Source organism: Arthrobacter sp. BG5, assembly GCF_056680155.1.
Map to the genome: position 1 here is coordinate 1300499 of NZ_CM155268.1, position 25361 is coordinate 1325859.

Here is a 25361-nt window from a genome sequence, read left to right on the forward strand (position 1 = left end):
CACCGCTCGGTGAATCAGAAGCGGAAGCACGGCATCGAAGGCAAAATTCCCGCGGCGGTTGGCGTCACCGGCGCCAGCCGCCCGGGCACCGGCCCAAGGTCACTCAGCATGATCATGGTGCGCAGATCCAGCTGACGCAGCACGCGGTCGGCGACTTCGGGGTCCATGTCGGGTTCGTTCCGGGCCGCCACAACCTCCTGCCGCGCTGCGTCCAGGGCGATGGTCTGCACGGCAATGGCGAGTTCCCGCCCGCGTTTACGCTTCTCGTTCACGCTCTCGTTCCGCAGGCTGCCGTCCAGCAGCTCGGCATGCAGCCGGGTCATCTTCTCCTTGACCAGGGCCACCTTTTCCTGCGGCAGTTCCTTCATCAGCTCGTTGTCCTTCAGCGCCGCGATGGCCGCCTGCTGTGCGCGGGAAGCCAGCAGCCGGGCCGCGTCCCGCTCCACGGAACCGTCCTCCGAAGTCTTCAGGGTCCGCATCAGCCACGGCAGCGTCAGGCCCGGGAACACCAGGGTGGCCAGCAGCCAGCGTGGCCAGGCCGCGCATCCCGCACCAGGAGAGGATCAGTACCTCCTTGGCCGAGGTAGGACGCAGGGTGTTCTTGTTGCTCCGTGCCAGCCCGGACATCATCGCCAGCCAGCCGAAGCGGACGGCGAACACCAGCACGCAGACGACGGCGGCGGTCCCGGCCATGCCGAAGACGGCGGTGCCTTCCTCGCGGATGACCTGCCGGATCTCCAGACCCACCAGCCCGAAGGCCAGCCCGGTGGCGAGCAGTTCCACCACGTCCCAGAAGGCCGTGCGGGTGACCCGTTCGGCCGCGTCCTGCGGCCGCGAATGCCGCTTGATTTCCAGCGCGGTGATGACGACGGCGATCACGCCGGAGGCGTGCAGCTCCTCGGCGAGGATGTAGGCGGCAAACGGGACCACCAGGGTGACGGCGCTGCGGGCCACCAGTGCAGGACCGTGATGAGGCGCCGGGGCATATGGAGCCGCCCGGCGATGGAATCCACCGCCACCGGGTCCGGCGGCGCCACCATGGCCCCGAGTGCGATCGCCGCCGGAATCCCGATGCCCGGGATCACCAGCCAGGCGGCGCCGGCAACGACGGCGGTCGAGACCACCACGAGGGCGACGGCCAGCATCAAGACCGGTACGGCAGGCGGAGCCGGTCCCCCACCCCCGCCGCCACCAGGGTGGCGAGAAGTAGTCCGACGATGAGGGCCAACTGGTCCATGAGCTCACTTTCCCCGCAGGTTACGGCGGCCCCGCGCCGGTTCCTGAGGCTCCGGCCGCCCCGCCACCCTATCGGGGCGTTGGTACGTCGGTGCTAGTTCACGGTTTCCAGGGCTGCGGCAAGCGGCAGCGTCCCGTCCCGGAACTCGATCGTCCGGCCGGCGGTCTTGGGCAGGCCCAGCACGGCTGCGGCGACCAGGGCCACGTTGGACCGTGAGGTGCCGGTGCCGTCAGAGGTGTCCGCGGGGTCGACGTCGAGCAGCCCGTTGCCGGGTCCGTCAGTCAGGGATCCGGGGCCCAGGATGGTCCACTCCAGGCCGCTGCCGCGCAGGTAGGCGTCCGCGGCAGCCTTGGCCTCGGCGTAGGCGTGGAAGCTGTTGTCCGCCGGGACGCCGTGGTCCGGCCCGGCGCCCAGGTAGGAGACCATGACGTAGCGCCGGACGCCGGCCTCCCCTGCGGCGTCCATGGAGCGGATGGCGGCGTCCCGGTCCACGGCGTAGGTGCGTTCGGGGCTGCCGCCGCCCGCACCGGCGGACCAGACCACGGCGTCGTGGCCCTGCAGGGCCGCGGCGAGTTCCGCCGTCGTCGACTTCTCCACGTCCAGGACCAGCGGGGTGGCCCCGGTGGCCGCTACGTCGTCGCGGTGGTCAGGGTTGCGGATGATGGACGTTACGTCCGCTCCGTCCTTCGAGAGGATGCCGGACAGTTCCAAAGCCACTTTGCCGTGGCCGCCGATGATTGCAATTCGCGTCATCGTCCCATTCTGTCCCAAGCGCGCCGGCGCCGCACCCGGGGTAGGACGAAAAGGACCCCGCAGGCCGGGCCTGCGGGGTCTTATCTGGTAGCGGTGGGGAGGCTCGATCTCCCGACCTCACGATTATGAGTCGTGCGCTCTAACCAACTGAGCTACACCGCCACGAATGAGAAAAACCTGCGTCAAGCCGGTCAAAAACCGCCTTGACACAGGCCCTCATCCAGAGCCCCCCACCGGAATCGATCCGGTGACCTCGTTCTTACCAAGAACGCGCTCTACCACTGAGCTAGGGGGGCAACGAGTAAATACTCTACCGGAAGATTTGGCTCCCAACAAATCGGCGGGCCAGCCCTGCTGCCGGCGCCGAAACCCGCGCGATTCCGGGGATCCCAGGGGCTCTGGAGCGGCCCGGCAGGCGTGTCTGGGCCGGCCGCGTACCCGATGTGACGAAGCCAACTCGCCGGGGCCGCCCGGTCCAACGCAGAACGGGCCGGCTCAGGTGAGCCGGCCCGTCCTGGCACTGCCTAGGAACTAGTGGTTACCACTTGTTCCGGGGCTTGAAGCCGCCTTCGGTGCGGGGCTTGCGGGTGTCGGTACCGACGCTGCGCTCGTTGCGGTCGCTGAAGGAGCGGCCGCCGCGGTCAGCGGAGGAACGTTCGCCGTCGTTCTTGCGGAATTCGCGCTTGAAGCCGCCGTTGCCCTTGAAGTTGCCGCTGCCGCCGGAGTAGCCGCCCCGGTCCCCGCCGCGGTCGCCACCACGGTTGCCCTGGTAGGCGCCGCGGTCACCGGAGGGCTTGCGGCCGTTGTCCAGCTCGAGGTGGATCAGCTCGCCGCCGATCCGGGTGCGGGACAGGGCCTTCAGCTGATCGGGGCTCAGGTCCGCCGGGAGCTCCACCAGGGAGTGGTCCGAACGGATGTCGATGCCGCCGATCTGGGCCGAGGAGATACCGCCCTCGTTGGCAATGGCGCCCACGATGGATCCCGGCATAACGCGCTGGCGGCGTCCGACGGCGATCCGGTAGGTGGCGTTGCCCTCGGTCAGGGTGCGGGTCGGCCCACGGGAGCCGAAGCCGTCCTTGGAGCGCTCGCGCTTCTGGAATTCCGGAGCGGCCGGCAGTTCCTTGACCAGGAGCGGCTGGCCGCCCTGCGCCATGACGGCCAGTGCTGCGGCAATCTCGGCGGCCGGAACGTTGTGCTCTTCCTCGTAGGAGGCGATCAGGTCACGGAACGCCGAGACGTCCTCGGACTCGAGGGTCTCGGTGATCTTCTCCGCGAACTTGCCCAGGCGCAGGGTGTTGACCGTCTCCGCGGTGGGCAGGTGCATCTGCTCCACCGGCTGGCGGGTGGCCTTCTCGATGGAACGCAGCAGGTACTTTTCCCGCGGCGTCATGAACAGCACGGCGTCGCCGGAGCGGCCCGCGCGGCCGGTGCGGCCGATGCGGTGCACGTAGGACTCGGTGTCGTGCGGGATGTCGTAGTTGATCACGTGGCTGATGCGCTCGACGTCCAGGCCGCGGGCGGCGACGTCGGTGGCGACGAGGATATCGATCCGGCCCTCCTTCAGGGCCTCAACCGTGCGCTCACGCTGCTGCTGCGGGATGTCGCCGTTGATGGCGGCGGCCTGGAAACCACGGGCGCGCAGCTTGTCGGCCAGGTCCTCGGTGGCCATCTTGGTGCGGACGAACGCGATGACGCCGTCGAACTCTTCGACCTCGAGGATGCGGGTCAGCGCATCGAGCTTGTGCGGGCCCATGACCTGCAGGTACCGCTGGCGGGTGTTGGCGCCGGTGGTGGTCTTGGACTTGACCTGGATCTCGGCCGGGTTGTTCAGGTACTGCTTGGAGAGGCGGCGGATCTGGCTCGGCATGGTGGCGGAGAACAGTGCAACCTGGCGGCCCTCGGGGGTCTGCTGGAAGATCTGCTCCACGTCGTCGGCGAAGCCCATCCGCAGCATCTCGTCGGCCTCGTCCAGCACGAGGTACTGGAGTTCGGACAGGTCCAGGGAGCCCTTGGCGATGTGGTCGATGACGCGGCCGGGGGTACCGACCACAACCTGGGCGCCGCGGCGCAGGCCGGCCAGCTGCGGGCCGTAGGCGGAGCCGCCGTAGACCGGCAGGACGGTGAAGTCGTCAATGTGCTTGGCGTAGGAGGTGAAGGCCTCGGCGACCTGGAGCGCGAGCTCGCGGGTCGGAGCCAGCACCAGTGCCTGCGTCTTGCGGGACGGGCCGTTCAGGTCGTGGAGTTCGGCCAGCCGGGTCAGCGCCGGTACTGCGAATGCTGCAGTCTTACCGGTGCCGGTCTGGGCCAGGCCAACGACGTCGCGGCCCTCGAGCAGCACCGGGATGGTGGCTGCCTGGATCGGGGACGGCTTCTCGTAGCCGACGTCCTGCAGGGCGGCGAGGACGCGGCCGTCGATGCCGAGGTCGACGAAGCGGAGGCCGGTTTCGTCGTCGCCGGCCGTGTCGGCGGACTTCTCAGCGGCGGGCTTCTCAGCGGCGGTTACTTCGGCTGCGGGGGCAGCCGTTTCAGCGATCTCGACGTCGGCCTGGGTGTTTTCGGTGTCGACGGAGTTGTCTTGATTTTCGGGCATAGGGGAATCTTCCTCATCCATAGGGGCCAGGCGGCACAACCCGAGGTGAGCGGAGCCGCAGTACACGTGACACAAAGGTGCCGGGCATACATTGACCGGCCGGTCACATAGAAGTCCGGCGCTTTCGCAATCCCGTGGCAGGACTTCCCGCTGCAACTCTTGGCTGCTATCCCAGCAGTCTGTACAGCGTTTTCTTTAGCCGGCTCTCCCTATGAAAATGCCCGCATCACAGTAGCGGGCCCCAACACTTGCCAGTCCTGCCTCAAAAATTGGGCAGGAATAAGGGATTTCCGGAGTGGGGGATATTTCAAGTGTAGGGCATGTGGCGGCCCAGGTGGTAACGCAGCGGCCGACGGCGGCGGTGACCTTGCGCACACGGCCGTGGGTTCCCGGACTACTCCCCTTGCCGGGACTGCAGCTTCGCGAACTCCTGGTGGTACTCCGGTTGCAGCCGGATCAGGCCGTCGGCGTCGGCGTCCCGCAGCGCCTCCATGTCCTCGACCGTGGGGTCGGAAAACCATTTCCCGACCGTCACCCCGTGCGCCGGGACGTAGAGCCGGTGGATGTGGTCCCCCGCCTGAATGCTGCCGAGCCGCACCACCCGCAGGTACGCGCCCACCCGGCCGGCCTCGGTGAAACGTTTCACCCAGTGGGGTTCGTCCATCCGGCGCTGGAAGGTACTGCACGGCCGCCGGGGCGAGGTGACTTCCACCTCGACGTCGAGCCCGATCTTCCAGCGTTCGCCGATCACCGCGTTCGTGGCATCGAGGCCGGCGACCCGGAGGTTCTCGCCGAAGTACCCCGGCGGAATGTCACGCCCGAGCTCCGCGGCCCAGTAGTCGGCGTCGGACTGGGAATAGGCGTACAGGGCCTGATCCTCGCCGCCGTGGTCCATCCGGTCGGCCTGGACGTCACCGCGGAGGCCCAGCCGGTGGACTTTCACCGGCCCGTCCACGGGACGCTTGTCAATGGCGGTCACGCCCAGCCGTCCCTCGTCGCCGAGCAGCTGGTGGACCCGGCAGACGGCAAGCACGGATGCGGTGTTCATGGCACCAGTGTAGGCCCGCCTCTCCGAGGCGGCGGGGGGCGGCGGCGGCCCGTCGACGCTCCCGCCGGGCCCGCCGTCGGGCCGGAACGTAGGATGCTCCCATGAGCAGCCTTGGAGCAACCGACGTATCCGATGTCCTGGCGATCGATTCCCTGCTGAGCGCCGATGAGCTGGCGGTCCGGGAAAGGGTCCGCGATTTCACCCGCCAGCGGATCCGGCCCGGCATCGCAGCGTGGTACGACGACGGCGTCTTCCCGCTTGAACTGGCCGCCGAGCTGGGCGAGCTCGGGGTGCTCGGCATGCAGCTGGAGGGCTACGGTTGCCCGGGCCGATCCGCCGTCGAATACGGACTGGCCGCGATGGAACTCGAGGCGGGCGATTCCGGCATCCGCACCTTCGTCTCGGTGCAGGGATCCCTCGCCATGACCGCCATCCACCTGTGGGGCTCGGAGGAGCAGAAGCTCCACTGGCTCCCCCGGATGGCCGCGGGCGAAGTGATCGGCTGCTTCGCCCTGACCGAGCCGACGGCCGGCTCGGACCCGGCCGCCATGCAGACCTTTGCCCGGCGCGACGGCACCGGCGAGGACGCCGGCTGGATCCTGGACGGGGCCAAGCGATGGATCGGCTTCGCCTCGGTGGCCGACGTGCTGGTGGTGTGGGCCATGACCGACGACGGTGTGCGCGGCTTCCTGGTCCCCGCCGGCACCCCCGGGGTCACGGCCACCCCGATCGGGCAGAAACTCTCGATGCGCGCCTCCATCCAGTGCGATGTCAGCTTCGACGGCGTCCGGCTGGGCCCTGAGGCGCAGCTTCCGGCCGCCCGCGGGCTGCGCGGACCCTTCAGTTGCCTGAACGAGGCACGGTACGGGATCGCGTGGGGTGCGATGGGTGCCGCCCGGGACTCCTACGAGGCCGCGCTGCAGTACTCGCAGCAGCGGCTGCAGTTCGGCAAGCCGCTGGCGGGGTACCAGCTCACCCAGGAGAAGCTGGTGAACATGCTGCTGGAAATCCAGAAGGGCACCCTGCTGGCGCTGCAGCTGGGCCGGCTCAAGGACGCCGGGAAGCTGCGGCCGGAACAGATCTCGCTGGGCAAGCTGAACAACGTGCGCGAGGCGATCGCGATTGCCCGCGAGGCCCGCACCATCCTGGGCGGGAACGGGATCACGCTGGACTATTCGCCGCTGCGGCACGCCGCCAACCTCGAGTCGGTGCGCACCTATGAGGGCACCGACGAGGTGCACACCCTGGTCCTGGGCCAGCACATCACCGGGCTGGCCGCCTTCCGCTAGCGGCACGGAACCCACGCCGGCCGGGCCTCGGCGGGGGCGGGGCGGGTGCGAAGACGCGCCACCCGGGGTTCAGGCGGAGAAGCCGCCGTCGGCCTTGACCAGCTGGCCGGACACCCAGCGGCCCTCGGGCGAGAGCAGGAACGCCACCGTCCCGGCCACGTCCGCGGGGTTGCCGAGCCGGCCGCCGGGCTGCTGGCGCGACAGGTCCTCGCGGAGCTGCGCGTCCATCCAGCCGGTGTCCACCGGGCCCGGGTTGAGCACGTTGGCGCTGATCCCCCGCGGGCCCAGCTCCCGGGCCGCCGCAATCACGATCCGGTCCAGGGCCCCCTTGGACGCGCCGTAGGGCAGGTTGAACGCGGTATGGTCGCTGGTCAGCGCCACGATCGCGCCGCCCTCCGCCGGCGCCTGCCGGGCAAACGCGGCAATCAGCTGCCAGCTGGCGCGGGTGTTAACCGCAAAGTGTCGCTCAAAGCTCTCCAGGGTGGTGTCCAGGATGCCGGCGTCCACGGATTCGGCGTGACTGAGCACGAGTCCCTGCAGGGTGCCGGCGTCGTCCGCCACCGCTGCCATCAGCCGGTCCACGGCCTGCGGATCCTCGAAGTCGGCGGGGACGGCCACCACGGCCGCGCCGGTCGCCTGCAGCTCGGCGGTGAGGCGTTCGACGTCGTCGGGCTGCACGCCCCAGGGCATGCGGGTGTCGTAATCCTGCCAGTAGGTGAGTACCAGGTCCCAGCCGTCGGCGGCGAGCCGCCGCGCAATGCCGGCGCCGATGCCGGCGAGCCGCCCGACGCCGGTGACCAGGGCCGTCTTGCGCTGCACCGGCGGGGCGGCGGCAGCCGGCGTGTTTGGCGAATCTGGCACGGGCGCAGTGAAAACCATGGGGCCCAGCCTAGCTGCCGGGCTAGGCCGGAACCGGGACGGGGGCTTTGTTTCCGGTGTCCTTGCGGATCGTCGCGCTGATCACGGCGGCGATCGTGCCCATGGCCGCGGCGGCAAACCAGGCGTAGGTGTACTGGCCGGTCGCATCGCGGACGGCGCCGGCGGCCAAGGCTGCCGCGGCGGTGGGCGGCACGGTGGCCACCCAGTCCAGGCCGTAGATCACCACGAACACGATCATGCTGGGCTGGACTTCCGCGCCCAGCAGCAGAAAGCTACACTTCCGGCCGAGATGACAGCTCGTGGCGGTGTTGTCCGCCAACATTGCCGCGAACTGTCACCTCGCGGTCAAGGGGCGGCGGCGACAAGGGCGCGAAGCTACGCGGCCGGCAGGCTGTCCGTCCGTAGCGCTGCGCGGGAGGGCCGGTAGGCCAGGGCCCAGTACACCAGCATCGCGATCCCGCAGACCACGCCCAGGCTCGCGACGGTGAGCTGCCACTGCGTGTGCGGATCCTTGCCCCACTCGTGGGCCCCGGCCATCACCGCGAGGTACTTGGGCGTCAGGTAGAAGGCGACGGCGGACGCGGCGACGATTATCCAGCCGGCCAGCCGCATCCTGCCGTTGCGCGAGGGCACGCGGTGGATGGCGAAGCCCATGCAGGGCAGCGCCACGGCCATCCAGACCCAGTGGTGGGACCAGGACACCGGGCTGATCAGCAGCATCAGCAAGGCAGTGGCGGACACGGCGACGAAGTTCTCCTCCGCGTCGACGGCCCACTTGATCACGAGCGCGGCCACGGCGGCCAGGCCGAGCGAGAGCACCAGCCACACCACCGACGTCAGGGACGAATCCGGCAGTCCAAGGTGCAGCAGCAGGCCCTTGACCGAGAGGTTGTCCACGTAGCCCGGGCCGCCGATCCGTCCGGTGTCCGGCAGGATCCTGGTCCAGAACGTGAGCGAGGCGGTGGGCAGCATGGCCCAGGCCAGCGCGATCGAGCCGAAGAACCCTGCGGCCATCCAGCCGAGCGCCTTGAAGTCGCGGCGGACCAGGAAGTACAGACCGAAGGCGAGCGGGGTCAGCTTGATCCCGGCCGCCAGTCCGATCAGCAGGCCCGCCGGCCAACGGAACTCCCCCGTCCGGGATTTTCCGTAGAGTGCAAAGTCGGCCAGGATCAGCCCCATCAGGACGATGTTGATCTGGCCGAAGTCGAAGGTGTCCCGCCACGGGCCCATCAGCAGGATTGCCGCGGTGCCGGCCAGGGCCACGGCCCGGAACCGCCAGTCCGCGGCTGCGTCCCGCCAGCGGCCGAGCCCGAAGTAGTGCCGGGTCAGCCAGGCGGACACGACGGCAGCCCCGAGCAGGGCCGTGGCAATAAAAACGACGCCGCCGGCGCTCTGGCCCAGCGTCGCCATGGCGGCAAAGATCAGCGCGGCGAACGGCGGGTAGGTGAACGGCAGCCCGTCCCGGGGCGCGTACAGCTCGTTCACCCCGGTCTCACCGGCCTGCAGCACGCGGTTTCCGCCGTAGAAGTAGACCTCGAAGTCGTTCAGCAACGGAATGTAGGCCGAGTACAGCACCACCAGGGCGGCGACGACGGCGGCAGCGCCGGCCGCCGTCGCGACCCAGCCGCGGGTGGTGGAGCCGGTTGCCCGGGATGTGACGGTCACCGGAGGCTAGCTGCCCGTCTCAATGCGCCCGAAGGCCTGCTCGAGGTCCGCGATCAGGTCCTCGACGTCCTCGATGCCGCAGGAGAGCCGGATCAGGTTTTCCGGGACCGCCAGTTCGGTGCCCTTGACCGAGGCGTGCGTCATCTCGGAGGGGTAGTTCATCAGCGATTCGATGCCGCCCAGGGATTCGGCCAGGGTGAAGACCGAGGTGGATTCGGCGACCTTGCGCGCCGCGGCCTCGCCGCCCTTGAACTGCACGGAAATCATCCCGCCGAACTTCTTCATCTGCTTTTTCGCCAGCTCGTGGCCCGGGTGCGAGGGCAGGCCCGGGTACAGCACGGCCTCCACCTCGGGGCGCTGCAGCAGCCATTCGGCCACGGCCTGGGCGTTGTCGCTGTGCCGGTCCATCCGCACGCCGAGGGTTTTCAGTCCGCGGGTGGTGAGGAAGGCGTCCATCGGCCCGGACACGGCGCCGACGGCGAACTGCACGAAGCCGATCTTCTCGGCCAGCTCCGGGTCGTTGACGATGATCGCGCCGCCGACGACGTCGGAGTGCCCGCCGATGTACTTGGTGGTGGAGTGCACCACGACGTCGGCGCCCAGGGCCAGCGGGTTCTGCAGGTAGGGCGAGGCGAAGGTGTTGTCCACCACGAGGAGGGCACCGGCGTCGTGCGCCACCGCGGCGAGCGCAGCGATGTCGGTGATTTTCATCATCGGGTTCGACGGCGTTTCCACCCAGACCAGCCGGGTCTTGCCGCCGGCCGCGACGGCCTTGGCGACGGCGTCAAGGTTGGACATGTCCACCGGGGTGTTGCCGATCCCCCACTCGCCCAGGACGCGGCTGATCAGCCGGTACGTCCCGCCGTAGGCGTCGTTGCCGAGCACAATGTGGTCCCCGGGCCGGGTGAGGGCGCGGATCATCGAGTCCTCGGCGGCCAGGCCGGAGCTGAAGGAGAACGCCGCGGCGCCGCCCTCCAGCGCGGCGAGCTGTTCCTGCAGGGCGTCGCGGGTGGGGTTGGTGCCGCGGCCGTATTCATAGCCGGCCCGGAGGCCGCCGATCCCGTCCTGCGCGTAGGTGGAGGAGAAGTGGACCGGGGGCACCACGGCGCCGGTGCGCGGCTCGAAGGCCTGGCCGGCGTGCACGGCGCGGGTGTTGAAGCCGGCCTGGGCCGCGGAAGAGCTTTCTGGCTGGGACATGGGACTCCTTGTACTGGTCAGTTGCTGAGGTAGGCGAGGAGGTCGTGGCGGGTCAGGATCCCCACCGGAGCGCCGACGAACGTCACCATCAGGGTGTCGGTGTCGGAGAGGAGTTCGCGGGCCGTCGAGATCGATTCGAGCGAACCGATCACCGGCAGCCGCGCCTCCATGTGTTCGGAGATCTTGTCGGTGAGGTTCGCCTCGCCGCGGAAGAGCTTGGCGGTCAGGGTGCGTTCGTCGACGGCCCCGAGCACCTCGCCCATCACCACCGGCGGCTCCTGGGACAGCACCGGGATGTGCGAGACGCCGTACTCGTTCATGATGTTGATGACATCGCGGACGGACTCGTTCGGGTGGATGTGCACCAGGTCGGGGAGTTCGCCGGTCTTGGCTTTGAGCACCTCCCCCACCGAGGCCTCGTCGCCGCCGGATAGGAAGCCGTAGGAACGCATCCACTGGTCGTTGAAGATTTTCGCCAGGTAACCGCGGCCGGAGTCGGGCAGGATCACGACGACGACGGCGTCGGCGGGCAGGTCCCGGGCCGCCTGCAGCGCGGCGACGACGGCCATGCCGGAGGAACCGCCCACCAGCAGGCCTTCTTCGCGGGCCAGCCGGCGGGTCATGGCGAAGGAGTCGGCGTCGCTGACGGCGATGACGTCGTCGGGCACGGCCTTGTCGTAGTTGGCCGGCCACATGTCCTCGCCGACCCCTTCAACGAAATACGGCCGGCCGGTGCCGCCGGAGTAGACCGAGCCGGCAGGGTCGGCGCCGATGATCTTGACCACGCCGCCGTCGGCCTCGGCCCGGTCCGCGGAGACTTCCTTGAGATACCGGCCGGTGCCGGTGATGGTGCCGCCGGTGCCGGCGCCGATCACGCAGTGCGTGATCCTGCCGTCCGTGTCGCGCCAGATTTCCGGGCCGGTGGACTCGTAGTGGCTGGCCGGGGCGGCCGGGTTGGAGAACTGGTCCGGCTTGTAGGCGCCGGCGATTTCGGTGACCAGCCGGTCCGAGACGCCGTAGTAGCTTTGCGGGCTGTCCGGGGCGACGGCGGTGGGCGTCACCACAACTTCGGCGCCGTAGGCCTGCAGCACGGCGCGTTTGTCCTCACCGACCTTGTCCGGGACCACGAAGATGCAGCGGTACCCCTTCTGCTGCGCCACGAGGGCCAGGCCCACCCCGGTGTTGCCGGAGGTGGGCTCCACGATGGTCCCACCGGGCTGGAGCTTGCCGCTGCGCTCCGCATCCTCGATCATCCTGGCGGCGATGCGGTCCTTGATGGACCCGCCGGGGTTCAGGTATTCCAGCTTGACCAGGACCGTGGCGGCGATGCCGTCGGTCACGTGGTTGAGTTTGACGAGCGGCGTGTTGCCGATGAGGTCCAGGACGGACTGGGCGTACTTCATAGATACAAAGTTACCGTCTGCGGGGCCGCGGGCACGTCGCGTCGCCGCCGCCGCCGTGCGGGTGCGACGATTGGGCGGTGAAACGAAGGACCTGGTGGAAGACGCTCAGGAGCTACTTGGTCCCCGGCGGCATGCTGCTGGCCGGGGGCGCGGCGCTGGGCACCGGACTGCTGCCGTGGCCCGCCTTCGAGGAACTCACCGGCCGCACGGTGCCCGTGCTGGGCTTTGTGGTGGCGATGTCTCTGGTGACCGAACTGGTGGACGACGCCGGGCTGTTCCGGGCGGTCACGGACCGCCTGGCCGCGCTGGGCCGGGGCCGCGTGCTGCTGCTCTGGCTGCTGGTGATCGCCCTGGCCACCGTCTCCACCGTGTTCCTGTCGCTGGACACGACGGCAGTGCTGGTCACCCCCGTCGTCGTGCTGCTGGCGGTCCACGCCCGGATCCCGCCGCTGCCCTTCGCCCTGACCACCATCTGGCTCGCGAACACGGCGTCGCTGCTGCTGCCCGTGTCCAATCTGACCAACCTGCTGGCCCAGTCCCGGCTGGGCCTCAGCCCGGCCGCGTTCGCCTCGCTGGTCTGGGCCCCCGCGCTGGCGGGAATCCTGGTCCCGCTGGCGTTGCTGTGGCTGGCCTTCCGGAAGGATCTGCGGGGCGGTTACGGCCCGCAGCCGGTCCACCGGGTGCGGGACCGGGTCCTGCTCTATGCCTCGGCCGGCGTGATGCTGCTCCTGCTGCCGGCGCTGGTCTCCGGGATCCCGGTCTACCTTCCCGCCGCGGCCGCCGCCGCGGTTCTCTTGGTCTTGTTCCTGTGGCGCCGCCGCTCGGCCTTGCGCTGGTCCATGATTCCGTGGCGGCCGCTGATGCTCACGGTCGGCCTGTTCATGGTGGTGGAGGCGCTGCACGCCAACGGCCTGGCGGGCGTCGTGGGCCGGGTCGCCGGGTCCGGGGACAGCCTGCCGGCGCTGCTGCAGCTGGCCGGGCTGGGCGCGGGCGCGTCGAACGCAGTCAACAACCTGCCGGCCTACCTCGCCCTGGAACCGGTGGGCGGTTCGCCGGTACGGCTTGCGGCCCTGCTGATCGGCGTCAACCTCGGCCCGCTGATCACGCCCTGGGCCTCGCTGGCGACCCTGCTCTGGCACGAACGCCTGCGGGCCCTCAACGTCGAGATCCGCTGGGGCGGCTTCGCCTTGGCGGGCGTCGCCGCCGTCGCCCTCACGGTCCCCCTGGCGGTCGTGGCCCTCTGGCTGACTAGCGGCATGCACTGAACGCGCGTCAGGCCCCCAGGTCGTTCCCGGCGGTTGCGCCGGCGTCGCCGGCTGCCTCACGGGCGGTCCCGCCGGCTGCCGCCGGGTCCGCCGGGGCCGCGTTCTGCCAGAGCCCCACGACGTTGCCCTCGGTGTCCTTGAAGTACGCGTTCCACCCGGACCCCGGCACCTCCATCTTGCCGCGGTGGACCGAACCACCCCGGGCCGCGATCTGCGCCAGCACCTCGTCGATGTCGTCGACGTCGACCGTCACCACCGGGGCCGTGAGGTCGCCGCGGCGGAACAGGCCGCCGTTGATGGACCCGGAGACCGCGGGCCGGCCGTGCTCGTCCATCGGGGTGGTCAGCGCCAGGCTGTATTCCATCTCCGGCATGACCTGGAAACCCCAGCCGAACACCGCACTGTAGAACTCCCGGGCGCGGTTCTCGTCATCCGCGGGAAGCTCGAAATGCACCACTCCACCAGCCATCACACTCTCCTGACCTTCAAGGGATCCGCTCCCGGGGACGGCACGGGAACCCGCGCCACAGCCGGAGTCTAGTCCCGTACGGGGCCCCGGATAAGGGCCATCGGGTCCGCAGGGCCCCGCCGCCGAGGGCGGTCCCGGATGTGCCCGCCGTCGGCCCGGCGTGGGAACATGTTCGGATGACCACCGCAGAGCTCCCCGCCGGCGCGCCCGCCGCGGCGGACGCCTCGCTCCGGTGGCACCCGGACGGCCCCTTCGACCTGACGCAGACCCTCGGCACGCTCCGCCGCGGCCACGGCGATCCCTCCATCCGGGTCGCCCCCGACGGCTTCTGGATGGCGTTCACGACGCCGGCCGGTCCGGCCTCGCTGCGTCTGTGCCCCGCCGGTCCGGCGGCCGCGCCGTGGGTCGACGCGCGCGCCTGGGGACCCGGGGCGGCCGAAGCTGTCGGGGCCGTGCCGCGCCTGCTGGGACGCGACGACGACTGGTCAGCCTTCGACGAACCGGCGTTCCACGCCACGCTCCCCCGGATCGTGGTGGACGCCCGGCGCCGGAACCCCGCTGTCCGGCTGCCGGCCACCGGCCGGATGATCGACGCGCTCGTGCCTACGGTCCTCGAGCAGAAGGTCACGGTGATCGAAGCGCGCCGCGGCTACCGCTACCTGGTGTACCGCTTCGGAACCGCGGCGCCCGGCGCCGGCACCGTCGCCCCCGCCAACCTCATGGTCCAGCCCACGCCCGAGCAGTGGCTGCGGATCCCGTCCTGGGAATGGCACAAGGCCGGGGTCGGCCCGCAGCGCTCGGACACCGTCATGCGGGCGCTGCGCTCCGCCGTCGCGCTGGAACGGCTGGCGGCGCTGCCGGCGGCCGAAGCCGCCGCGAAGCTGCAGACCCTTCCCGGGATCGGCATCTGGTCGGCGGCCGAGGTGGTGCAGCGCACGCACGGCTGTCCGGACTCGATCGCGGTGGGCGACTACCATCTGGCGGCGTACGTCGGCGCGGCGCTGACCGGGCGGCGGACGGACGACGCCGGCATGCTGCGGCTGCTGGCACCCTGGGCCGGCCACCGCCAGCGGGTGGTCCGGATGATCGGCCTCAGCGGATTCCGGAAGCCGGTCTTCGGCCCGCGGATGACCATCCAGGACCACCGCGCGCACTGACCCCGCGTCAGCGCTCCACGGAAACCGGGCCGGGCCGCAGTCCGGGGGCACTTTGGCGCGGACACGCCGGCAAGCAGACCGCCGACGTCGCGGATTGCCTCCAAAGTTCCCCCGGACGGTGCCACCCGGCCGCGAAACAGCGCTCCCGGTACGCCACCGCCGGCCGCTGCTACAGTCCCAGCCGGGCCACGGCCTCCTGGCGCATGTCCACCTTCCGGATCTTGCCGGACACCGTCATGGGGAAGCTTTCCCGGACATCCACATAGCGCGGGATCTTGTAGTGCGCCAGCTTGCCCCGGCAGAATTCGGCCAGCCCGGCGGCGTCCAGCATGCCGGCGCCGGGCTTGAGGATCACGCAGGCCATCAGTTCCTCGCCGTAGGCGGCATCCGGGACCCCGATCACCTGCACGTCCTGGATGTCCGGGTGGGTGTAGAGGAACTCTTCGATCTCGCGCGGGTAGACGTTCTCGCCGCCGCGGATCACCATGTCCTTGATCCGGCCCTCGATCACCAGATAGCCGTCCGCATCCATGCGGGCCAGGTCGCCGGTGTGCATCCAGCCTTCGGCGTCAATCGCCTCGGCCGTCTTGTCCGGCTGGTTCCAGTAGCCCTGCATCACGGAGTACCCGCGGGTGCACAGCTCGCCGATCTCGCCGCGCTGCAGCACCCCGCCGGTCACCGGGTCCACCACCCGGCTCTCCAGGTGCGGCATGGTCCGGCCCACGGTCTGGGTGCGCTGGGCCATCGTGTCCACCCCGCGGGTCATGGTGGAAACCGGCGAGGTCTCCGTCATGCCGTAGCAAATGGCCACATCGCGCATGTTCATCTCCCCGATCACCCGGTTCATGACCTCGATGGGGCACAGCGAGCCGGCCATAACGCCGGTGCGCAGGGTGGACAGGTCATAGGAGGCGAAGTCCGGCAGGGCGAGTTCGGCGATGAACATGGTCGGCACGCCGTAGAGCGACGTCCCGCCGAAGTCCTGCACAGCCTCCAGCGCGGCGGCCGGCGAGAACCCGCGGCCCGGAATGATGGTGGCGGCGCCGTGGCTGAAGGCGGCCAGATTGCCGATCACCATGCCGAAGCAGTGGTAGAACGGCACCGGCAGCACCACCCGGTCGTGCTCGGTGTAGTCCAGCAGCTCGCCAATGGAGTAGCCGTTGTTGAGCAGGTTGCGGTGCGTCATGGTGGCGCCCTTGGGAAAGCCGGTGGTGCCGGAGGTGTACTGCAGGTTGATCGCGTCGTGCGGGTCCAGCTCGGCCATCCGCGCCTTCAGCCCGGAATGCGCGACGTCGTCGGCCCGCCGCAGCAATTCCGCATACGTCAGTTCCGCCCCGTTTTCCGGGACCCCCGCGGCGAGGCCGGACAGGCCGGCATCGGGCAAGAACACGAGTTCGCGCAGCTCGGGACACTCCGCCAGCGCCTGCCGGGCCATCCCGGTGTAATCGCTGTTCTTGTCCGACGGTGCCGCCACCAGCATCCGCATGCCGTTCTGCCTGACGACGAATTCCAGCTCATGGCTGCGGTACGCCGGATTGACGTTGACCAGGATCGCCCCGATCTTCGCCGTGGCGTACTGCAGGATGGTCCATTCGGCGCAGTTCGGGCTCCAGATGCCGATCCGGTCCCCGGTGGCGACGCCGAGCGCGAGCAGCGCGCGGGCCAGCCGGTCGACGTCGTCATTCATCTTGGTGTAGCTCCACCGCCGGGCCTCCCCGCCCGGAACCGCCGCAGCTTCAATCAGTGCGTCGTGGAACGGGAACCGGGAGACGATCCGCTCGAAGTGGTCGCCGATGGTTTCTTCGATCAGCGGGACGTCAGTGTCCCCGGCTGTGTACGCAAGCATGCTGTGACGCTACCAACAGCCCGGCGGCAAGAGAAGGTTAAAGCGTGGAAGTCCTAGGAAATCTTCCGGGCATCTCCCGGTGCCGGCGCGGACGCCCGGTAGGGTAAAGGCCATGAGCGAACCCATTGACCTGCAAGCCACTTTTATCCCCAACGAGGGCGAGTTCTTCCGCGTGAAGCTGGCCCTTGAGATCGCGATCGACGAGGTCGTCAACGAGCCAGGATGCATCCGCTACGAACTGACCGAGGCGAACGAAGACAAGCTGGTGCTGACCGAGCGGTGGGCCTCCCAGGAAGACCTGGACAAACACTCGAAAGGCACGGCGGTCCAGGACCTGAACGAGTCGCTGAGCGCACTGCTGGCCGAGCCGGTCAAGCTGGAAAAGCTCTAGGCCGGCCGGTCTTAGCAACCCAACAACAACGCGGGGTCACTCCGCGCCCATAACCCTGTCAGGGATGGGCGCGGAGTGACCCCGCGTTGCTTTAAGCCGTTGGGAGACCGGCTTAGATGTCCGGGATCTGGCTGCCGTCCTGCTGGGTTGCGGCTTCAGCCTGCGAGCGGGCCACGTGCGCATGGACTTCCTCCATGTCCAGGGCCTTGACGGCGTCGACCACCTGCTCCAGCTGCTGGGCGTTCAGCGCGCCCGGCTGGGAGAACACCAGCACCTTCTCGCGGAAGGCCATCAGGGTGGGGATCGAGGTGATGCCGGCCTCGGCGGCGAGCTGCTGCTCCGCTTCGGTGTCCACCTTGGAGAAGACGACGTCCGGGTGCTTCTCCGAAACGGCCGCGTACGTCGGGCCGAACTGCTTGCACGGGCCGCACCATTCGGCCCAGAAATCTACGAGGACAATGTCGTTGTCCTCGACGGTCGATGCGAACTGTTCACCTGTAATGTCTACGGTAGCCATGGGTCAACGGTACGCGAGCCGCCCGCGAAAGTCCCCCGCGTTTCGCTGTTGGCACATCCTTCGCCGGGTTAGGCCCAGGCGTGCGGAGCGGGGCGGCGAGCTCCCGGCAGCGCGTTCGTTTCCCGCCACTCGTGGATCCACTCGGGCAGTTCCAGGTCCGCCGGCGGTGCCCCGAATTCGCGGATGATCTCCTCCTGGCAGACCGGTTTGCCCTTGGCGACCAGCCGGGTGGCGATGTGCGCCCGTGCGTAGATTTCGCCGTCGGCCACCATGCGCTGTTCGAAGTAAATGGCCTTCTCATCCAGCCCGATGACCTTGGTCTCGATCGTGTACTGCTGCCACAGCTGCAGGGAGCGGCGGAAAGCGATGGTCTCGCCCGCGACCACCGGCGTCCAGCCGCGCCGGCGCATGGCCCGCCAGGTCCCGCTGCGTGCCATCAGGTCGAACCGGCCCAGGTCCATCAGGGAGAAATACATGCCGTTGTTGACATGCATGGCGATGTCAATGTCCGTCGGCAGGACCCGGAGCGGCAGCGAGGACGCATCCCAGATGCCGAGCGGCGGGCGCCGGGCGGACGTGATGAGCAGGAGGATGGTGCGGAGCAGCAGATGCATGGCCCCTATGTTACCCGCGAGTAACAAGGGTGCCAAGGGCGGATGCCCGGCTCAGCCGGCGGAGAGGACGGCGACCGTGGCCTTGCGGCCCGCGCCGCGGATGGACCAGCAGTTCCCGGTGCCGATCACCTCCAGGTCTTCGAGGGCCGGGTGGCGCAGCACCAGCGCGGTGTTCTCGTCCACCGCCACGGCCCGGTCCACAAGGCCCTCCGCGACGGCCGCAACCGCACGGCTCAGGGTCCCGGCCTGCGCGGCATGGACGTCGACGGCGAACGGCACCAGGCCCAGGCCGTCGCGAACCTCCAGCTCGTCAAGGCCTTCCGAGCATTCCTCCGAGCACACCTCGACACCCCGGAGCCGGTAGCCGCCCACCAGGGCCCGCTGCGGCGCGATCATCGCCCCGGCGGAGAATCCCAGGTAGGGCACGCCGGCAGCGACCGCCTTCCTGATCGCCGCCGCCGAGCCCCGGAGGCCGTCCAGGTAGTCCGGGGTGGGGCCGCCGCCGACGACGATCCCGTCGACGTCGTCGAACTCCCCCGGGTCGGCCGCGTCGTTGGCGCGCAGCAGGACCGGCGTCAACTCGCAGGGTGTACGGCTGTGCAGCGGCTCCAGGTAGGTTGGGGAGGAAGTACTCCGAGCTGCCTTCGCGGTCAAACAACACGACGGCGATCCGGGCAGGCCGGATTCCGCCGGTGCGGTTCCGGACCTCCTTGACGAACCGGTCAAAAACAACCGGGGCGGTCACAGTATCGGGTCCGCCGCCCACCAGGATGATGCTCATGGGTATCACGGTACCGTCCCGGCTGCCGGGTCAGTCCGCGGCGGGTCAGTAAGCGGCCACCAGCTCGACTTCGAAGCCGTCCGCGTTGACCAGATAGGCGGCGTAATGGCCGGGGCCGCCCGCATGCGGATACTTTTCCGGGAACAGCCCGGCCCAGCCGTGGGCGGGGGCGTCCGCCGCCAGCGTATCCACTTGTTCCGGCGTTCCGGCCCGGAAGGCCAGGTGGTTCAGCCCGGGCGCCGTACGGCGGTGGGTCCGGCCGCTCAGGTCCGGGGACTCTTCGACGACGATGTACGTGGGTCCGCGCCGCCAGCTGCGCCCGCGGGGCCAGTCCTGGTACTGCTCATAGCCAAGCCGGGCCAGCAGCCAGCCCCAGTGGGCCGTGGCCCGGCCGAGGTCCGGAACCCACAGCTCGATGTGGTGCAGGGCGCCGAAAGATTCGTCAGTCATTGTGAGCGTCTCCCACGCACGTCAGTGCAGGATGCGCTGGAACAGGACATGGTCCTGCCAGCTCCCGGCGATGTGCAGGTACTCCGGGGCCAGCCCGATCTCCTGGAAACCGGCGCGCCGCAGCACAGTCTGTGAGGCGGCGTTGTGCGGCAGGGTGGCCGCCTGGACGCGGTGCAGCTCCAGCGCTGTGCCGGCGGCAGCCACAACGTGGGCGACGGCGGCCGTGCCGACGCCCCGGCCGGTACATTCCCGGTCCACCCAGTAGCCCAGGTTGGCGCTGCGGAAGGGGCCCCGCACAATGCCACTCAACGTCATGGTGCCGACCGCCCGGTCGCCCTGCAGCAGGATCCAGGGAACGGCGGTCCCGGCGGCAAACATGGCCAGCTTGCCGCCAATGTTGGCCCGCTGGCCCTCCGTCGCGAAGAATTCTGCGCTCCGGACAGGTTCCCAGGGCGCAAGGTGCTCCCGGTTCCGCCGGTAGGCGGCAGCCAGCCGCTCGGCGTCGGAGCCGCGCAGCAGCCTGATCCGGACACCGCCGGGCAACTCGCCCGCCAGCGCGCTTGGGCTCTCAGTCATCACCCTCCCCATCCTTCCCGATCCTCCCTGCTGCAGCCGCCCGCGCCGCGCCGCTGACGGATCCGGGCCTCCGTCCGTGCCGCGGCGGCCCCGTGCCGGCCCGGTCCGTGGTCCGGTCCTGCCCGGGGACGGTGTCGGTCCCCGTGGCGGCGTTAGGCTCGGGGCATGTCGGCTCTGTGGGGGGCGCGGATCCTGCGCGCGAAGGTATTGCTGCTGGTTCTGCTCCTGCCGGTGGCCGCGTGTGAGTACAGTCCGGACGAGCCGTTGCCCGCGCCGGCTGCCACGCACGCCGTCGATCCGGCATTGTTCCTTGCCGAAGTGACCCGGCAGCTGGGGGGACCGCCCGCCAACTCCGGCACCCCACATGCCACCGGCAAGACGGCCGCCTGGACCACCGACCTCGCTGCCGGGGACTACCTGCTGACGGCGGCGTGCTCCGGCGCCACCCGGCTGGAAGTAAAGCTGGTCCGGGGGCAGGGACTTCCGGAAGCCTGGGACTACCCCTGCGGCGAGGCCCGCGCCACGTTCATCCGCCACACGGGAGGCATACTTACGGCCCGCGCCACGGCACTCTACGGACTCGAGGCCGGCGTCGCCGGGGTGAAGATCGAGCCGAACACGGACGAATCGCTGCGCGAAAATTTCGGCGCCAGCGCCTGGGCACGGGACGTCCTGGACCCCTCCATGCCCGGCGAATACCGGGGATCCGCCACGTCCGACGCGCCGACCAGCTTTGGGCTCTCCGCCCCGCCCGGCCTCTACGACTTGAATTTCGCCTGCCGCGGGACGGCGGCGACGCGGCTGTCCATCCGCAGCTGGAACGGCGCCGAAGTCCTGTCCGAACGGACCGTCCCGTGCGGGGAAGTCATCAGCATCCTGTTGCAACTGCCCTCGGAGGGCGCTGAGCTGAGCATGGCGCCCGCTGGCAGCACGGGGCAATACTCGTTCCGGCTCGTGCCACTCGGGAACGGACCGGGCTAGTCTGCAGTCAGGTCCGCGGCCTGGTCCGCGGCCCCGGCGAGCGCAATGATCATCCGCTCCATCCGGGCGACGCCGGCAAAGCGTCCGGCGTTATCCGTCACCAGGAGCGAGTCGAACCTTTGGGCCTTCGGCCTCGTCATGGAACGGGCAAGGGCCTGGCTGAGCGGAGTATCGAGGTTCACGCGCATCCCGGGGCTCACCACGGCAAGCGCGGCCGCCCCCGCGTCCAGCACCGCGACCGGCCGCAGGTGCTCGCCCAGCAGCACGACGGCGTCCAGAGCCGGGTTGGCCGCGAAGGCTTCGGCCGCCTGCGCGGCGCTGGACACCGTCGCCGCCGGTTCGACGACGTCGCGGATGACCGTCTTGTGCGCCACCGGCCGCGCGCTGGCCAGGCGGTGTGCCACGTCGAGGTCGATGCCGGCCCACGGCGGAGCCGGCCGGGCAAGGTAGTAGCCCTGCACAAGAGGTACGCCCAGTGAGACCAGCGCCTCGAGCTCCTCGGCCCGTTCGACGCCCTCGGCCAGAATCCACGCATCCACGCGGCTCGCAAACGCGCCGAGCATCCCGATCAGGGCACGCTTCGCCTCATCGCGGTCGACGTCCTGGATCAGGGCCCGGTCGATTTTGATCATCGAGGGCCGCAGGGCCAGCAGGTGGCGCAGCCCCGCGTAGCCGGCCCCGGCGTCGTCGACGGCGATCAGGGCACCGGCGGCGCGCAACTGGTTCAGGTCCGGTTCCAGCTCCACGTACGAATCGATCGGCGTCTGCTCCGTCAGTTCGACGATCAGGCCGCCCAGCTTGCCCTCGTCGCGCCACACACTGCGGATGCACTCGGACGTCAGCAGTTCCGGTGAAACGTTGAGGGTCAGGAAGCAGTTGGCCGGCAGCGCGGGGCGGGCCTTCAGGGCCGTGCGCAGCGCGGCAGACTCAAGCTCGGCGGCCTTCCCGTGGGCACGGGCGGCGGCAAACCACACTTCGGGGTTCTTCTCGGCATAACCGGGAAACCGCGCCAGGGCTTCGTAGCCCACCACCGCTCCCCGCGCCGTATCAATAATGGGCTGATAGGCCGCCGCCAGCCCTTCACCGCGGCAGGCGGAAGCGAGCAGGCGCTCCCAGTCCGGAGGCGCTGGCGTGCCGGCGCCGGCGCCGGCGTCGGGATGCGGCCCGCCCGCCGCAGGAATCAACTAGCCGGGACGATTGCTTTGCGCACCGAGCCGACGAGCTCGGGTGACAGATCGGTCAGGCCGTGCACTGATGCGGCGTGGGCGCCCACCTGGACCAGAATTTCGTCGTCCGTGCTGCAGACCCAGCGGGCTTCACAACCGGGAACAACGTCACCACATGCAAACGACTTCATTTCAGCTCCTAAGGCACTTTTTGATCAACGCGCCTTACCCTACTCTGCAGTAATGACGAATCGGCCGATTCTCCGGCCGGGGTGTCGTCCGCCTGCCTGTCTGGCCGTCCGGCCGGCCGCGGGGATAGGCCGGGCGGCAGGAGGGATCAGCCTGCGACGCTTTGCGTCCCGTCGCCGGCCGCCAGTCCGGCCAGCCATTGCCGGGCGTCGGCCCTCGAGGTGAAGTAGCGCTGCGGACAGTCGTTCCCGCGGCGCATCCATGCGGCCACCACCCGGTCCACGTTGGACTCACCGACCAGCGCCACGGAGGAAACGAAACGGCTGTCCAGGTAGTGGTTTCGGGCTCCGGCAGTCAGCTTGACGTCACTGATGTCGATCAGCAGCGGCAGCATGCGCCCGGCACTGATTTTTGAAATGGCCAGGACGGACTCGACGGCGTCCGCCGTGTCCAGCGCAGAGCCGGACGCCCAGGCCAGCTGCAGAATTCCGCCCTCATCCAGGCTGAGCGTTCCCTTGCCGGCTGCCAGGACTATCTCCATGTGATTCCCCCTCCTGCGACAGGGTAGCGCCTCCCGGGGACAAGATGTGACGTCAGGCACGTTTTCACTCGAAAATGACGGCCCGCCCGCCCATCGAGTGCTCCGTAGCCGCCGTTTTCACCCCGCTAAAGGGCACTTATGGAGCAGCCGCCGGGTTATCCGAGTTACCCGGCCCTCCGGGCGGGGCCGAGCAAAGAAAAAACCTCCGGAACCGAGTGGTTCCGGAGGTTTTCTCGAGGGTGGCAGATGAGGGATTCGAACCCCCGTAGGCGTTGCCAGCTGATTTACAGTCAGCCCCCTTTGGCCGCTCGGGTAATCTGCCGAACTTCAAAAGAAGATCACTCGCGGCCTCCATGTTCAGAACGCCTGTTTCCAGTCCGTTCCGCTTCCAGCAACCGCGGGCAAGACAACTTTACAGAACTTCCGCCGAAGAATCGAATCGGCGCCGGCCAGCCCGGTAAGGCCCGGAAAATCAGGCTTCGCCGAGGATGCGGCCAGCGAGTTTGGCCTCGAATCTCGCCGCCTGCTCGGCGGTGACCTGGTTCAGCTGCACGGCCCGGGCCAGTTCCGCCTGCACACCGTCCAGCCGGGCCGAAACGTCCCCGGCCGGGCTGAGGATGATGGAGGCAGCCAGGGCCGCGGCGGCCACCGACGTCATCGCCGTGGTGATCGAACCCGCCGCGGCGGCGGTGGAGCTGGAGACGTAACGGATGGCCTTGCGGTTCATGTGCTTTGCCTTTCAAGCGGCTCTTCCAAGGACTACAACTCTGCCGGGCCAAGCTTCGTTCCCCCCGAGGTTCAGCTTTGAGCCGACTGTGAGGACCGCCGACCCCCGCGCAGCTTCACATCCGGAGCATCCGTACTAGGCTGGAATGCAGAAACACCGCCCTTCAGCAGGGCGCCCGGACAACCATCAGGAGGACAGTCATGGCAGGCGAATCCACATTCGACGTCGTCAGCAAGGTCGACAAGCAGGAGGTCGCCAACGCGCTGAACCAGGCACAGAAGGAACTGGCGCAGCGCTACGACTTCAAGGGGGTCGGCGCCGAGGTCGACTTCAGCGGCGAGAAGATCCTGATGAAGGCCAACTCCGAGGAGCGGGTGCTGGCCGTCCTGGACGTACTGCAGTCCAAGCTGATCCGCCGCGGCATCTCGCTGAAGTCCCTGGATACCGGCGAACCCTACCCCTCCGGGAAAGAATTCCGCCTCGAGGCCACCATCAAGGAGGGCATTGCCCAGGACCTCGCGAAGAAGATCAACAAGCTGATCCGGGACGAGGGGCCCAAGTCGGTCAAGTCCCAGATCCAGGGCGACGAGCTGCGCGTGACGTCCAAGTCCCGCGACGACCTGCAGGAGACCATGAACCTGCTGAAGGGCTTCGACGAGGCCGACCTCCAGTTCGTGAACTTCCGCAGCTAGGACCGCCAAACTGGCCGGGTTTCAGCGTCATCACGACGCCGGGGCCCGGCCTTTTCGTGCTTACCCCAGCTGCCGTCCCGCCATCCGTTCCAGCCGGCCGATCCGCTCGCTCATCGGCGGGTGGGTGGAAAACATCCGCACCATGCCGCCGCCGCGGAACGGGTTGGCGATCATCAGGTGCGAGGCGTTCACCAGCCGCTGGTCCTGCGGCAACGGCGCCAGCTGCACGCCCTGTTCGATCTTGCGCAGCGCCGAGGCCAGCGCCAACGGGTCGCCGGTGAGCGCCGACCCGTCCTCGTCGGCGTCGTACTCCCGGGTGCGGGAGATGGCCATCTGGATCAGCGAGGCGGCAAACGGCGCCAGCAGCGCCATCGCGAGCAGGGCCAGCGGGTTCGCGTTGCGGCGGTCGCCGCCGCCGAAGAACAGCAGCATCTGGCCCACCGAGGTGATTACACCGGCGACGGCGGCAGCCACCGATGAGGTCAGGATGTCCCGGTTGTAGACGTGCATCAGCTCGTGGCCGAGCACGCCGCGCAGTTCGCGGGCGTCGAGCAGCTGCAGGATGCCCTGGGTGCAGCAGACCGCTGCGTTCTGCGGGTTCCGGCCGGTCGCGAAGGCGTTCGGCGCCATGGTCGGTGAGATGTAGATCCGGGGCATGGGCTGGTTGGCGCGGGCCGAGAGCTCCCGGACCATCTGGTGCAGCTGCGGCGCCTCGGCTTCCGTGACCGGATATGCCTGCATTGCCCTGATCGCGATCTTGTCGCTGTTCCAGTAGCCGTAGGCGGTGGTGCCGACGCCGACCAGTGCCATGATCCAGATGGGCGCCGAGCTGCGCATGCTGGATCCAATAAGCGCGCCGAGGCCCAGCAGCACCGCCCAGAGCACGCCGAACAGGGCCGCCGTTTTCAGTCCGTTGTGGTGGTTGTGCACTGATCCTC

General features: G+C 69.2%; 25 protein-coding genes, 3 tRNA genes and 2 pseudogenes. 6 read left to right on the plus strand and 24 right to left on the minus strand.

Annotated features, from left to right (window positions below; translation table 11 throughout):
- Positions 1–14: 14 nt before the first annotated feature.
- The 6 genes and pseudogenes from AC1MBE_RS05930 to AC1MBE_RS05955 form a co-directional block, all read right to left on the minus strand.
- Positions 15–1237: pseudogene (locus AC1MBE_RS05930) on the minus strand (cation:proton antiporter domain-containing protein).
- 93 nt (positions 1238–1330) lie between these two features.
- Positions 1331–1990 (minus strand): SDR family oxidoreductase, encoded by a 660-nt coding sequence (locus AC1MBE_RS05935; RefSeq protein WP_479781512.1) that lies wholly within the window; start codon positions 1988–1990, stop codon positions 1331–1333.
- Between the two features lie 85 nt (positions 1991–2075).
- Positions 2076–2152: transfer RNA gene (locus AC1MBE_RS05940), tRNA-Met, on the minus strand.
- A 62-nt stretch (positions 2153–2214) separates the two neighbouring features.
- Positions 2215–2286, minus strand: a tRNA-Thr gene (locus tag AC1MBE_RS05945).
- Between the two features lie 242 nt (positions 2287–2528).
- Positions 2529–4580 (minus strand): DEAD/DEAH box helicase, encoded by a 2052-nt coding sequence (locus AC1MBE_RS05950; RefSeq protein WP_479781514.1) that lies wholly within the window; start codon positions 4578–4580, stop codon positions 2529–2531.
- Positions 4581–4974: 394 nt separating this feature from the next.
- The gene (locus AC1MBE_RS05955; protein ID WP_479781516.1) at positions 4975–5628 is read right to left on the minus strand and encodes an MOSC domain-containing protein; all 654 of its coding nucleotides are present in this window, start codon (positions 5626–5628) and stop codon (positions 4975–4977) included.
- Positions 5629–5729: 101 nt separating this feature from the next.
- Here AC1MBE_RS05955 and AC1MBE_RS05960 point away from each other — a divergent pair, with 101 nt between their 5' ends.
- Complete coding sequence (locus tag AC1MBE_RS05960; protein ID WP_479781518.1) at positions 5730–6917, plus strand: acyl-CoA dehydrogenase family protein; 1188 nt, start codon at positions 5730–5732, stop codon at positions 6915–6917.
- A gap of 69 nt (positions 6918–6986) precedes the next feature.
- On the opposite strand, the gene AC1MBE_RS05965 is transcribed toward AC1MBE_RS05960, so the two are convergent.
- From AC1MBE_RS05965 to AC1MBE_RS05985, 5 genes and pseudogenes are all read right to left on the minus strand, one after another.
- The gene (locus AC1MBE_RS05965) at positions 6987–7778 is read right to left on the minus strand and encodes an SDR family oxidoreductase (RefSeq protein WP_479781520.1); all 792 of its coding nucleotides are present in this window, start codon (positions 7776–7778) and stop codon (positions 6987–6989) included.
- Positions 7779–7818: 40 nt separating this feature from the next.
- Positions 7819–8064, minus strand: a pseudogene (locus tag AC1MBE_RS05970) (MFS transporter); the annotation flags it as partial.
- A gap of 107 nt (positions 8065–8171) precedes the next feature.
- Complete coding sequence (locus AC1MBE_RS05975; RefSeq protein WP_479781522.1) at positions 8172–9461, minus strand: glycosyltransferase 87 family protein; 1290 nt, start codon at positions 9459–9461, stop codon at positions 8172–8174.
- Between the two features lie 6 nt (positions 9462–9467).
- A complete protein-coding gene (locus tag AC1MBE_RS05980) occupies positions 9468–10658 on the minus strand; it encodes a cystathionine gamma-synthase (RefSeq protein WP_479781524.1) in 1191 nt (396 codons plus the stop codon).
- Positions 10659–10675: 17 nt separating this feature from the next.
- Positions 10676–12061 carry a cystathionine beta-synthase gene (locus AC1MBE_RS05985; protein ID WP_479781526.1) on the minus strand — a complete coding sequence of 462 codons (1386 nt, stop codon included), beginning with the start codon at positions 12059–12061 and terminating at the stop codon, positions 10676–10678.
- Positions 12062–12192: 131 nt separating this feature from the next.
- On the opposite strand from AC1MBE_RS05985, the gene AC1MBE_RS05990 reads away from it, so the two are divergent.
- The gene (locus tag AC1MBE_RS05990; protein ID WP_479782495.1) at positions 12193–13326 is read left to right on the plus strand and encodes an ArsB/NhaD family transporter; all 1134 of its coding nucleotides are present in this window, start codon (positions 12193–12195) and stop codon (positions 13324–13326) included.
- Between the two features lie 7 nt (positions 13327–13333).
- Here the strand turns inward: AC1MBE_RS05990 and AC1MBE_RS05995 are convergent, their stop codons facing one another.
- Entirely contained in the window at positions 13334–13795 is a 462-nt protein-coding gene (locus AC1MBE_RS05995; RefSeq protein ID WP_479781527.1) for a VOC family protein, read from the minus strand.
- A gap of 176 nt (positions 13796–13971) precedes the next feature.
- Between AC1MBE_RS05995 and AC1MBE_RS06000 the strand changes: the two genes are divergently transcribed.
- Entirely contained in the window at positions 13972–14952 is a 981-nt protein-coding gene (locus tag AC1MBE_RS06000) for a DNA-3-methyladenine glycosylase family protein (RefSeq protein WP_479781529.1), read from the plus strand.
- Between the two features lie 169 nt (positions 14953–15121).
- Here the strand turns inward: AC1MBE_RS06000 and AC1MBE_RS06005 are convergent, their stop codons facing one another.
- The gene (locus AC1MBE_RS06005; protein WP_479781531.1) at positions 15122–16798 is read right to left on the minus strand and encodes an AMP-binding protein; all 1677 of its coding nucleotides are present in this window, start codon (positions 16796–16798) and stop codon (positions 15122–15124) included.
- A gap of 112 nt (positions 16799–16910) precedes the next feature.
- Between AC1MBE_RS06005 and AC1MBE_RS06010 the strand changes: the two genes are divergently transcribed.
- Positions 16911–17189: a putative quinol monooxygenase gene (locus tag AC1MBE_RS06010; protein WP_479781533.1), complete on the plus strand. Its 279-nt coding sequence runs from the start codon at positions 16911–16913 to the stop codon at positions 17187–17189.
- 112 nt (positions 17190–17301) lie between these two features.
- Here AC1MBE_RS06010 and trxA read toward each other — a convergent pair whose 3' ends face one another.
- The 5 genes from trxA to AC1MBE_RS06035 form a co-directional block, all read right to left on the minus strand.
- Positions 17302–17706 carry a thioredoxin gene (gene trxA / locus AC1MBE_RS06015; protein WP_479781535.1) on the minus strand — a complete coding sequence of 135 codons (405 nt, stop codon included), beginning with the start codon at positions 17704–17706 and terminating at the stop codon, positions 17302–17304.
- Positions 17707–17774: 68 nt separating this feature from the next.
- A complete protein-coding gene (locus AC1MBE_RS06020; RefSeq protein WP_479781537.1) occupies positions 17775–18320 on the minus strand; it encodes an acyl-CoA thioesterase in 546 nt (181 codons plus the stop codon).
- 51 nt (positions 18321–18371) lie between these two features.
- The gene (locus AC1MBE_RS06025) at positions 18372–18899 is read right to left on the minus strand and encodes a Type 1 glutamine amidotransferase-like domain-containing protein (RefSeq protein WP_479781539.1); all 528 of its coding nucleotides are present in this window, start codon (positions 18897–18899) and stop codon (positions 18372–18374) included.
- 247 nt (positions 18900–19146) lie between these two features.
- Positions 19147–19551, minus strand: coding sequence for a VOC family protein (locus tag AC1MBE_RS06030; protein ID WP_479781541.1), 405 nt, complete (start codon positions 19549–19551; stop codon positions 19147–19149).
- Between the two features lie 21 nt (positions 19552–19572).
- A complete protein-coding gene (locus AC1MBE_RS06035; protein ID WP_479781543.1) occupies positions 19573–20127 on the minus strand; it encodes a GNAT family N-acetyltransferase in 555 nt (184 codons plus the stop codon).
- 165 nt (positions 20128–20292) lie between these two features.
- Between AC1MBE_RS06035 and AC1MBE_RS06040 the strand changes: the two genes are divergently transcribed.
- Positions 20293–21108 (plus strand): hypothetical protein, encoded by an 816-nt coding sequence (locus tag AC1MBE_RS06040; RefSeq protein ID WP_479781545.1) that lies wholly within the window; start codon positions 20293–20295, stop codon positions 21106–21108.
- On the opposite strand, the gene AC1MBE_RS06045 is transcribed toward AC1MBE_RS06040, so the two are convergent.
- The 5 genes from AC1MBE_RS06045 to AC1MBE_RS06065 form a co-directional block, all read right to left on the minus strand.
- On the minus strand, positions 21105–22292 hold the full coding sequence (locus AC1MBE_RS06045; protein WP_479781547.1) for an EAL domain-containing protein: 1188 nt from the start codon (positions 22290–22292) through the stop codon (positions 21105–21107). The two genes, AC1MBE_RS06040 and AC1MBE_RS06045, sit on opposite strands and share 4 nt — an antisense overlap.
- Positions 22289–22465 (minus strand): DUF1059 domain-containing protein, encoded by a 177-nt coding sequence (locus AC1MBE_RS06050; protein WP_346960797.1) that lies wholly within the window; start codon positions 22463–22465, stop codon positions 22289–22291. The genes AC1MBE_RS06045 and AC1MBE_RS06050 overlap by 4 nt, the downstream gene beginning before the upstream one ends.
- A 146-nt stretch (positions 22466–22611) precedes the next feature.
- Positions 22612–23004, minus strand: a complete 393-nt coding sequence (locus AC1MBE_RS06055; protein ID WP_479781549.1) for a DUF7793 family protein — start codon at positions 23002–23004, stop codon at positions 22612–22614.
- Between the two features lie 240 nt (positions 23005–23244).
- Positions 23245–23326 (minus strand) — tRNA-Tyr (locus tag AC1MBE_RS06060).
- A 150-nt stretch (positions 23327–23476) separates the two neighbouring features.
- Complete coding sequence (locus tag AC1MBE_RS06065) at positions 23477–23731, minus strand: hypothetical protein (protein ID WP_479781551.1); 255 nt, start codon at positions 23729–23731, stop codon at positions 23477–23479.
- 200 nt (positions 23732–23931) lie between these two features.
- Between AC1MBE_RS06065 and AC1MBE_RS06070 the strand changes: the two genes are divergently transcribed.
- Entirely contained in the window at positions 23932–24423 is a 492-nt protein-coding gene (locus AC1MBE_RS06070; protein WP_138768479.1) for a YajQ family cyclic di-GMP-binding protein, read from the plus strand.
- Between the two features lie 60 nt (positions 24424–24483).
- On the opposite strand, the gene htpX is transcribed toward AC1MBE_RS06070, so the two are convergent.
- Positions 24484–25353, minus strand: a complete 870-nt coding sequence (htpX, locus tag AC1MBE_RS06075) for a zinc metalloprotease HtpX (protein ID WP_479781553.1) — start codon at positions 25351–25353, stop codon at positions 24484–24486.
- Positions 25354–25361: the final 8 nt, after the last annotated feature.

Coding starts and splice junctions, on each gene's coding strand:
- AC1MBE_RS05980 (WP_479781524.1), bottom strand. CDS start 10,658: ATGTCCCAGCCAGAAAGCTCTTCCGCGGCCCAGGCCGGCTTCAACACC.
- AC1MBE_RS06040 (WP_479781545.1), top strand. CDS start 20,293: ATGTCGGCTCTGTGGGGGGCGCGGATCCTGCGCGCGAAGGTATTGCTG.
- AC1MBE_RS05950 (WP_479781514.1), bottom strand. CDS start 4,580: ATGCCCGAAAATCAAGACAACTCCGTCGACACCGAAAACACCCAGGCC.
- AC1MBE_RS05960 (WP_479781518.1), top strand. CDS start 5,730: ATGAGCAGCCTTGGAGCAACCGACGTATCCGATGTCCTGGCGATCGAT.
- AC1MBE_RS06070 (WP_138768479.1), top strand. CDS start 23,932: ATGGCAGGCGAATCCACATTCGACGTCGTCAGCAAGGTCGACAAGCAG.
- AC1MBE_RS06065 (WP_479781551.1), bottom strand. CDS start 23,731: ATGAACCGCAAGGCCATCCGTTACGTCTCCAGCTCCACCGCCGCCGCG.
- AC1MBE_RS06010 (WP_479781533.1), top strand. CDS start 16,911: ATGAGCGAACCCATTGACCTGCAAGCCACTTTTATCCCCAACGAGGGC.
- AC1MBE_RS06020 (WP_479781537.1), bottom strand. CDS start 18,320: ATGCATCTGCTGCTCCGCACCATCCTCCTGCTCATCACGTCCGCCCGG.
- AC1MBE_RS06055 (WP_479781549.1), bottom strand. CDS start 23,004: ATGGAGATAGTCCTGGCAGCCGGCAAGGGAACGCTCAGCCTGGATGAG.
- AC1MBE_RS05985 (WP_479781526.1), bottom strand. CDS start 12,061: ATGAAGTACGCCCAGTCCGTCCTGGACCTCATCGGCAACACGCCGCTC.
- AC1MBE_RS05990 (WP_479782495.1), top strand. CDS start 12,193: ATGCTGCTGGCCGGGGGCGCGGCGCTGGGCACCGGACTGCTGCCGTGG.
- trxA (WP_479781535.1), bottom strand. CDS start 17,706: ATGGCTACCGTAGACATTACAGGTGAACAGTTCGCATCGACCGTCGAG.
- AC1MBE_RS05955 (WP_479781516.1), bottom strand. CDS start 5,628: ATGAACACCGCATCCGTGCTTGCCGTCTGCCGGGTCCACCAGCTGCTC.
- AC1MBE_RS06005 (WP_479781531.1), bottom strand. CDS start 16,798: ATGCTTGCGTACACAGCCGGGGACACTGACGTCCCGCTGATCGAAGAA.
- AC1MBE_RS05935 (WP_479781512.1), bottom strand. CDS start 1,990: ATGACGCGAATTGCAATCATCGGCGGCCACGGCAAAGTGGCTTTGGAA.
- AC1MBE_RS06000 (WP_479781529.1), top strand. CDS start 13,972: ATGACCACCGCAGAGCTCCCCGCCGGCGCGCCCGCCGCGGCGGACGCC.
- AC1MBE_RS05995 (WP_479781527.1), bottom strand. CDS start 13,795: ATGGCTGGTGGAGTGGTGCATTTCGAGCTTCCCGCGGATGACGAGAAC.
- AC1MBE_RS06050 (WP_346960797.1), bottom strand. CDS start 22,465: ATGAAGTCGTTTGCATGTGGTGACGTTGTTCCCGGTTGTGAAGCCCGC.
- AC1MBE_RS06030 (WP_479781541.1), bottom strand. CDS start 19,551: ATGACTGACGAATCTTTCGGCGCCCTGCACCACATCGAGCTGTGGGTT.
- AC1MBE_RS06035 (WP_479781543.1), bottom strand. CDS start 20,127: ATGACTGAGAGCCCAAGCGCGCTGGCGGGCGAGTTGCCCGGCGGTGTC.